Source organism: Pseudomonas sp. RL, assembly GCF_000647775.1.
Taxonomy (GTDB): domain Bacteria; phylum Pseudomonadota; class Gammaproteobacteria; order Pseudomonadales; family Pseudomonadaceae; genus Serpens; species Serpens flexibilis.
In genome coordinates, this window is the sequence record NZ_JBOY01000195.1 from 1 (window position 1) to 931 (window position 931).

A 931-nucleotide genomic window follows, 5' to 3' on the forward strand; every position below is an offset into this window, starting at 1 on the left:
TGATCTTGCCCAGAAGTCGTGGACACGGGTTTAAGTACTCATCCGGGCTTCGAAGGCTTCCGGGCTGACATGTCCCAGCGTGCTGTGGCGGCGCTGGCGGTTGTAGTCGGTTTCGATGTATTCAAACACGGTTTCACGCATCTGGACGCGGCTCATAAAGCGCTCGCCGTGGATGCATTCGACTTTCAGGCTGTGAAAGAAGCTTTCCGCACACGCATTGTCGTAGCAGTTGCCTTTCGCGCTCATGCTGCAGCGCAGGTGATGGGCGCGGATCAGTCCCTGATAAGCCATTGAGCAGTATTGGGCGCCACGGTCGCTGTGCACGATCACCCCCTTGGGCAGCTTGCGGCGCCACAGGGCCATTCGCAGGGCATCACAGGCCAGATCGGCCGTCATGCGTTCGCCCATGGCCCAGCCGATTACCCTCCGGGAGTACAGATCGATGATTACCGCTAGGTACAGCCAGCCTTCTTCCGTGTGCAGGTAGGTTATGTCACCCACCCATTTCTGGTTCGGCGCCAATGCCGTGAAGTCCTGCTTGAGCAGGTTCTGCGCCACCGGTAGCGAGTGCCGGGAGTTGGTCGTGGCCTTGAACTTCCTGGCGGCCTTGGCGCGCAGTCCTTGCCGTTGCATCGACGCGGCAACCGTCTTGCGGTTGCAGAGCCATCCCGCGTCTCGCAGGTCGTGGCACAGCCGTGGCGCCCCGCTGCGACCCTTGCGTGCGCTATACGCCTGCGCGACCTGCTTGTCCCGCTCGAGCCTTTGCTGGTGGCGTACGGCAGGTGGACGTGAACACCAGGCATAGAAGCCGCTACGGGCGACGCCCAGCACGCGACACATGGCTTTCACCGAAAACTGTGGGGTATGCGTCCTCATAAAGGCGTACTTCACTTGAGGCTCTTGGCAAAGTACGCGGCGGCCTTTTTTACGA

The 931-nt window shown here is 60.8% G+C and carries 1 protein-coding gene; it reads right to left on the reverse strand.

Annotation, left to right across the window (positions count from 1 at the left end):
- Positions 1 to 30: 30 nt before the first annotated feature.
- A partial coding sequence (locus AS93_RS0118115; protein WP_081798355.1) for an IS3 family transposase occupies positions 31 to 931 on the reverse strand: 901 nt, incomplete at its 5' end.